Origin of the sequence: Geminicoccus flavidas, from assembly GCF_009806515.1 — a bacterium.
Classification (GTDB): Bacteria; Pseudomonadota; Alphaproteobacteria; order Geminicoccales; family Geminicoccaceae; genus Geminicoccus; species Geminicoccus flavidus.
In genome coordinates this window covers 1-6820 of sequence record NZ_WUJP01000070.1, presented here as the reverse complement: position 1 = coordinate 6820, position 6820 = coordinate 1, and the positions used below count along the sequence as shown (strand labels likewise).

The 6820-nt window shown below is 69.3% G+C and carries 6 protein-coding genes and 1 pseudogene; 1 reads left to right on the top strand and 6 read right to left on the bottom strand.

Going from position 1 to position 6820, the window contains the following annotated elements:
* Positions 1–207: 207 nt before the first annotated feature.
* The 3 genes from EQG76_RS01870 to EQG76_RS01860 all read right to left on the bottom strand — a co-directional run bounded on the left by EQG76_RS01870 (position 208) and on the right by EQG76_RS01860 (position 3675).
* Complete coding sequence (locus EQG76_RS01870) at positions 208–1938, bottom strand: TRAP transporter large permease (protein WP_159710095.1); 1731 nt, start codon at positions 1936–1938, stop codon at positions 208–210.
* 27 nt (positions 1939–1965) lie between these two features.
* On the bottom strand, positions 1966–2532 hold the full coding sequence (locus EQG76_RS01865; RefSeq protein ID WP_200840479.1) for a TRAP transporter small permease subunit: 567 nt from the start codon (positions 2530–2532) through the stop codon (positions 1966–1968).
* A gap of 192 nt (positions 2533–2724) precedes the next feature.
* Positions 2725–3675: a 2-hydroxyacid dehydrogenase gene (locus tag EQG76_RS01860; RefSeq protein WP_159710093.1), complete on the bottom strand. Its 951-nt coding sequence runs from the start codon at positions 3673–3675 to the stop codon at positions 2725–2727.
* Between the two features lie 143 nt (positions 3676–3818).
* Between EQG76_RS01860 and EQG76_RS01855 the strand changes: the two genes are divergently transcribed.
* On the top strand, positions 3819–5339 hold the full coding sequence (locus EQG76_RS01855) for a bifunctional aminoglycoside phosphotransferase/ATP-binding protein (protein WP_159710091.1): 1521 nt from the start codon (positions 3819–3821) through the stop codon (positions 5337–5339).
* On the opposite strand, the gene EQG76_RS01850 is transcribed toward EQG76_RS01855, so the two are convergent.
* The 3 genes and pseudogenes from EQG76_RS01850 to EQG76_RS01840 form a co-directional block, all read right to left on the bottom strand.
* On the bottom strand, positions 5323–5613 hold the full coding sequence (locus EQG76_RS01850; protein WP_159710089.1) for an ETC complex I subunit: 291 nt from the start codon (positions 5611–5613) through the stop codon (positions 5323–5325). The two genes, EQG76_RS01855 and EQG76_RS01850, sit on opposite strands and share 17 nt — an antisense overlap.
* A 31-nt stretch (positions 5614–5644) precedes the next feature.
* A complete protein-coding gene (locus tag EQG76_RS01845) occupies positions 5645–6286 on the bottom strand; it encodes an NUDIX domain-containing protein (protein WP_159710087.1) in 642 nt (213 codons plus the stop codon).
* A pseudogene (locus EQG76_RS01840) lies at positions 6283–6820 on the bottom strand (hypothetical protein); the annotation flags it as partial. The pseudogene EQG76_RS01840 and the gene EQG76_RS01845, both read right to left, overlap by 4 nt.

Below are 6820 nucleotides of genomic sequence, written 5' to 3'. Positions count from 1 at the left end.
AACCCGGCGTTCAAGAAGGTCCACGACCACATGATGGCCTTCAAGAGCGACGAGTATCTCTGGTTCCAGGTGGCCGAGTACTCGTTCGACACCTTCTCGATCCGGGCGCGCTCGCAGAAGAGCTGAGCGGCTGGTTGATCACGTGAACGGGCCCGGGTGGCTGATCCACCCGGGCCCGTCCGCGTTCGTGGCGCTGCTGTCGGGTGCTCAGGGCTGGGCCGGCTGCAGTTCCGCCGGCGGGGCCAGGTCGTCGGGCGGGTCCAGGTCCAAAGGCGGCCCATCCAGCCCCTCGGGCGCGCCGAAGTCGAACTCGCCGGGCGGTGCGATGTCGATCTCCGGGATGTCCAGCTGCTGGATCGATTCCGGATCCACCCCGGTGCCCGCACCCTGGTAGTGCATCACCATGCCCGGGAACAGGATCACCAGCGCCACCATCAGGAGCTGGATGCCGACGAACGGCACCGAGCCCCAGTAGATCTGACCGGTGGTGACCGGCTCCATCCGCCGGCCGGTGATCTTGTCGAGATAGGCGGTCTTCGGCGCCACCGAGCGCAGGAAGAACAGGGCGAAGCCGAACGGCGGATGCATGAAGCTGGTCTGCATGTTCACCGACAGGATCACGCCGAACCAGATCAGGTCGATGCCCAGCCGTTCCGCCGCCGGCCCCAGCAGCGGCACGATGATGAACGCCAGCTCGAAGAAGTCGAGGAAGAAGGCCAGCAAGAACACCAGGATGTTGACGACGATCAGGAAGCCGAGCTCGCCGCCCGGCAGCGAGACCAGCAGTTCCTCGACCCATTTGTGGCCGTCCACGCCATAGAAGGTCAGCGAGAACACCCTAGCACCGACCAGGATGAACAGGACGAAGGCCGACAGCTTGGCGGTGGAATCGAGGGCCTGCCGGAGCAGGCCGAAGCTCAGGCGGCGCTTGAACAGGGCCAGGATCAGCGCGCCCGACGCTCCCATCGCACCACCCTCGGTGGGCGTGGCGATGCCCATGAAAATCGTGCCGAGCACCAGGAATACCAGGGCCAGCGGCGGGATCAGCACGAACACGACCTGGCTGGCCAGGCGCGAGAGCAGGCTGAGCCCCAGGCTCTGATTGAGGAGTGCTGCGAGATAGGCGAACAGCACGCCCACGGTGATGCCCACGATCTTGGCACTCTGCTCGACATGAGGCGCGATCAGCAGGTCGGCCAGATAGCCCACGAGCGCGGCGACTACGACCAGCACCAGGAGTGAACGGGTGCCGCGGCTGCCGTCCGCCTCCTTGATGGTCATCGCCTCGTCCGGCAGGGCCGGCGCCGACTTGGGCGAGGCCAACGAGACCACGAGCACGTAGCCGGCATAAAGCAGCGAGAGCACGAGGCCCGGGATCATGGCGCCGGTATACATGTCGCCGACCGACCGGCCGAGCTGGTCGGCCATCACGATCAGGACGAGCGAGGGCGGGATGATCTGGGCGAGCGTGCCGGAGGCCGCGATCACGCCGGTGGCGACCCGGCGGTCATAGCCATAGCGCAGCATGATCGGCAGCGAGATCAGGCCCATGGAGATCACGGAGGCGGCGACCACGCCCGTGGTGGCGGCGAGCAGGGCGCCCACGAAGATCACGGCATAGGCGAGTCCGCCACGGATCTTACCGAACAGCTGGCCGATCGTGTCGAGCAGGTCCTCGGCCATGCCGGAGCGCTCAAGGATCAGGCCCATGAAGGTAAAGAACGGGATCGCCAGCAGCGTGTCGTTGTAGATGATCCCGTAGACCCGCTCCGGCATCGCCTGGAGGAAGTTGGTCGGGAACAGGCCGAGCTCGATGCCGATCAGCGCGAACACGAGCCCGTTGGCCGCGAGCGCGAAGGCCACCGGGTAGCCCAGCAGGAGGAAGACCACCAGGGAGCCGAACATGATCGGCGCCATGTTGTGGATCAGGAAATCCATGGTTCAGCCCGTTCCGGTCGCTGGCGGTCAGATGATCTCTTGGCCGAGGGAGCCCTCGGGCACCTCGTCGTGACGCTCATGCGGGTCGGGGACGCGCCCCCGCATCACGGCCACGCGCTTGATGATCTCCGAAATGCCCTGGAAGAACAGGAGGAAGAAGCCGACCGGGACCAGCAGCTTGGCCGGCCATTGCGGCAGGCCGCCGGCGTTGAACGACTGCTCGTTGCCGAGATAGGAGCGCCAGAAGAACGGCCAGCCGTCGACCATCATCAAGATGGTGAACGGCAGGAGGAACAGGCCGTGGCCGACCAGTTCGATCCAGTTGCGCAATGCCTTCGGGAAGCGGCTGTTCACGATGTCGATGCGGATGTGCTCGTTGGCCAGCAGGGTATAGCCGGCGGCCAGCATGAACACGCAGCCGAACAGTTGCCACTGCATCTCCAGCCACATGTTCGAGCTGACGTCGAAGGCCTTGCGGATGATGGCGTTGACCGTGGAGATCACGACCGCGACCAGGATCAGCCACATCACCGTCCGGCCGACCGCCGTGTTCAACCGGTCGATCGCACGGCTGATCGCGAGCAGGATGTCCAAGCCGATGCCTCCCCCCGAACGTCTGGCCGGCCGTCCCCCCGGATTGTATCGAGACGATGACGGCAGCGCGGCGCGACATTGGCGGGGCGGGCTGCCGTCATCAAGCCCGCAGGACGACCTTGCGCAACGTGATCTGCGCCGCGTGACACTCACCTTGCAGCGGCACGCCGGGCCGGCCGGTGTGGGGCCGGTTCAGCCGAAGCGCCAGGGGGTGAGGAGCGGGCGCCCGGCATAGTGAGCGTCTAGATTGTCGACCACCAATTGGGCCATGGCGTCGCGGGTTTCCTCAGTGGCCGAGCCGATATGCGGCGTCAGCACGACGTTGGGCAGGTCGAGCAGCGGGGCCGGCACGTTGGGCTCGTCCGCGAACACGTCGAGGCCGGCGCCGGCGATCCTGCCCTCCACCAGGGTCTCGACCAGCGCCGGCTCGTCGATCACTGAGCCGCGGCTGATGTTGACCAGGAAGCTGGACGGCCGCAGCGCCGCCAGCACCTCTCTCGACACTAGGCCGCGCGTGGCGGGACCACCCGGACAGGCCACCACCAGAAGATCGACCTCGCGCGCCATCGCCACCAGGTCCGGGCGGCGCGGCCAGGGCGCGTCCGGCTGCTCATGCCGGCCATGCCATACGACGGTGAGACCATGGGCCTCGGCACGCTTTGCGATCGCCTTGCCGATGCGGCCGAGCCCGATGATGCCCGCGGTCTTGCCGGCCAGCCGGGTGGCGAGCGGCAACGGGCCGTTCTGCCAGGAGCCTGCCCGCACGAAGCGGTCTGCGGCGACGATCCGGCGCATGGTCGCGATCGCGAGGCCGATCGCCAGGTCGGCCACGTCGTCGGTCAGCACGTCCGGCGTGTTGCTGACCGGGATGCCGCGCCGCTTGCAGTAGGCGAGATCGATCCCGTCCACGCCCACCCCGAAGCAGGAGATCATCTCGAGCCTGGGCAGGTGGTCCATCAGCTCCGCCGAGCAGCCGAGTTCCCCTGAGGTGACGATCGCGGTGATCCGCGGTGCCACCTCCGCCAGCAGCGCCGCGCGATCGTGGGTCAAATCCAGCCGGTGTGCGGTGTAGCGCTCCTCGATCTGGGCGGTCTGGCGCGGCAGGAGCCCGCGCAGCATCAGGATCTCGGGCTTCAACGGCATGTCCTCGTCTGGCTGTCGCGGGCGGGAACCTAGCGGCAGTGCGCGCCTGGCAGAAGCCCTGCGCGCGGCAGGTTGCCGCTGGCCTGCCGCTGCGGACAATGGCAGGGGTGAGGAGCCCTTCGGTGTCGTAGCATGGGATGGGAATGAAGGATCGGGACGAGACGGCCGAGGTGCTGGCCTTCCTGGAAGGGGGCGGGCTGGGCGAGCCAATCCAGCGGGTCGACACCCATGGCGCCCACGTGTTCCTCGGCCGGGAGCTGGCCTGGAAGATGAAGCGGCCGGTGCGGTTCAGCTTCATGGACTTCTCGACCCTGGAGCGGCGCAGGTTAGTGATCGGGCGCGAGCTGGAGTTGAACCGGCGCACCGCACCCGGGATCTACCGGCGCGTGCTGCCGGTGGTGCGCCGGGAGGACGGACGCCTGAGGCTGGACGGGGCAGGGCAGGCGGTCGAATGGCTGCTGGAGATGGTGCGCTTCCCGCCAGACGCGCAGCTCGACCGGATGGCCGAGGGGGACCGGCTGACGCCGGAGATCGTGGAGCGCCTGGCGCGGCGGGTCGCGGCCTTCCACGCGGAGGCAGCCGTGGTGCGCAATGGCGGCGGCCATGCCGCCCTGGCCGAGGTCGTGGCCGGCAACAGCGCGGACCTGGGCGGCTTGGTCGACGGCACCGTCGAGCTCGTGCAGATCGACCGGCTGGACCGGCTGAGCCGGGCAGCGCTCGAGCAGCACCGCCAAATGCTCGATCGGCGCCGTGACCAAGGTCGGGTCCGCCACTGCCATGGCGACCTCCATCTCGGCAACGTGGTGCTGCTGGAGGGCGAGCCGACGCCGTTCGACTGCCTGGAGTTCGACCCAGGCTTCGCGACGATCGACGTGATCTACGACCTAGCCTTCCTGGTCATGGACCTGCTGCATCGCGGCCTCCGCCCCCATGCGCAGCGCGCTCTGCAGGGCTGGCTGGAGATCAGCGAGGACGACGAGGCCACGGCTCTGCTGCCGCTCTGCCTGGCGACCCGGGCGGCGGTGCGCGCCAAGGTATCGGGCCTGCAGGGCGACCCCGACGAGGCGCGGCGCTATCTCGACCTGGCGGTCGCGATGTTCGACACGACTGCGCCCGTGCTCGTGGCGCTGGGCGGGGTCAGCGGCACGGGCAAGACCACGGTGGCGCGCGGGCTGGCGCCGGATCTGGGCCGCCCGCCAGGTGCTGTGATCCTGCGCTCCGACGTGATCCGCAAGCGCCTGTTCGGCGTGGCGCCGGAAGAGAAGCTCGGCGCCGAAGCCTACCAGCCGGAGGTCAGTCAGCGCGTGTTCCGCCGCATGGCCGAGCGGGCGGCGCGGCTGCTCGGCAGCGGGCAGGCGGTAATCGCAGACGGCGTGTTCGGCGACCCCTGGCAGCGGGCGCTGATCGAGGCGGCGGCGGACGGGGAAGGTGCCGCGTTCGGCGGCCTGTGGCTGGAGGCGCCCGAGGCGGTACTGGCCGACCGGATCGCTCAGCGCCGCAACGACGCATCGGACGCCACCGTGGCCGTGCTCCACGACCAGTTGCGCGCCATCGACCGGATGCAGGGCGATTGGACAGCGGTCGATGCCAGCGGCGATCCGCAGGCGACGCTGGCCGCCGCCTGGGCTGCGCTCGGAACCGGCGCCCTCAGAACCGGCGGATGAAGTTGTCGGCGTAAGACTTCGGCCGGACGATTCGCTCCTGCGGCTCGTCGACCTGGACGCTCAGGCCGTGGCGCTCGGCATAGGCGAGCGCTGCCTCCTTGGTCGGGAACTTCAGCACGACCTGCTGCTCGGTGTCGTCCGAGCCGACCCAGCCGATCAGCCGGTCCGGCTCCTTGCGCGAGCGCGGCTCCATCTCCAGCAGCCAGTAGCGGGTCTTGGCGCGGCCGGATTGGACGGCGGTCTTGGCGGGCTGATAGATGCGAGCGTCGGGCATGGCGATCTTTGCGAAATGGCCGTGGCTGCGATTAGTCCGCGGCCACCGGGGAAGGCAAGGCCGAAGCGGCCGGGCGGGCAGCCCTGAGCGCCGGCCGGCGCAGGGCCAGCGCCTGCAACCCGACCAGGGCGGTCACTCCCAGGATCCGGCGCTGGGCCAGCCCGGCCATCGCCGCCTCGAAACTCATGACATGGGTGAGGATGTCCTCGCCTTCATGAGCCAGGCCGAACACCGCACCCTGCTCGGGCAGTGTGGCCAGGCCCAGAAAGACATGAACCCGCTCGGTGGTGCAGCCGGGCGAGGACAGGAACTGGGCGACCTCTTCCAGATGGTCGAGGACCAGCCCCGCTTCCTCCAGCGATTCGCGCCGTGCGGTCTCCTCCGCACCGTCATCGCCATCGATCATCCCGGCGATCGCTTCCAGCACCCAGGGGCCCTCGGGCGAATCGATGGCGCCGGCGCGAAATTGCTCGACCAGGAGCACGCGATCGGTGGCGGGATCATAGGGCAGCACCGCCACCGCATCGCGTTGCCGCCAGAGCTCGCGCGCGCACTCGACCTCGCCGCCGGAGAAGCGCTCGTGGCGGATGCGCAGGTCCTCGGCACTAAAGAAGCCGCGCCATACCTCTTGCCGCTTCAGCACCTGGAAGCGGCGCGGACGCCCTGGCCTCATTCGGCCTCCGCCGCGCGGCTGGCGCGCGGCACGGCGATCCGCATGAAGGCGGGCACGGCATCGCCGAAGCCCAGGACTGGGGTCTCCCGCGATCCGCCGCGGGAGCGCTCATTCAACCCCGGATCGCGGGCGGGTGCCGCCTTGGCCGCCCGGACGGCCGCCACCGGTTCAGGCTGCGGCGCGTCCGCCACCGCCGCCGGCCTGGCGGCCTCGACCCCGTTGGCCTCGACCTCGTCGGGCTCGGGCTGGCGGAGCGGGGTCCGGCGTGGTTCGGCCTTGCGGCGCCCGGCAGGCTTGACGCGCTCGCCGCCGTCCTCCGCCTCCTTGCCGCGCTTGGCGGAAGCGGCGGACTTGGCGCGGCCACGCTTGGGCTCTTCCGGCTCCAGCGGCGCATCGAAGCCGGCGATGCCCTCCACGTCGAGCGCCGGGATCTCGCGGCCGACCAAACCTGTGATCGCCGCCAAGTATTTCAGTTCCTCGGAGGTGACGAAGGTGAAGGCGCGGCCCTTGCGGCCGGCCCGGCCGGTGCGGCCG

What these genes read in the sequence shown, in the direction of transcription:
- EQG76_RS01850 (WP_159710089.1), bottom strand. Translation starts at nt 5,613, where the DNA reads ATGCCCGACGCTCGCATCTATCAGCCCGCCAAGACCGCCGTCCAATCC.
- EQG76_RS01870 (WP_159710095.1), bottom strand. Translation starts at nt 1,938, where the DNA reads ATGGATTTCCTGATCCACAACATGGCGCCGATCATGTTCGGCTCCCTG.
- EQG76_RS01860 (WP_159710093.1), bottom strand. Translation starts at nt 3,675, where the DNA reads ATGCCGTTGAAGCCCGAGATCCTGATGCTGCGCGGGCTCCTGCCGCGC.
- EQG76_RS01855 (WP_159710091.1), top strand. Translation starts at nt 3,819, where the DNA reads ATGAAGGATCGGGACGAGACGGCCGAGGTGCTGGCCTTCCTGGAAGGG.
- EQG76_RS01845 (WP_159710087.1), bottom strand. Translation starts at nt 6,286, where the DNA reads ATGAGGCCAGGGCGTCCGCGCCGCTTCCAGGTGCTGAAGCGGCAAGAG.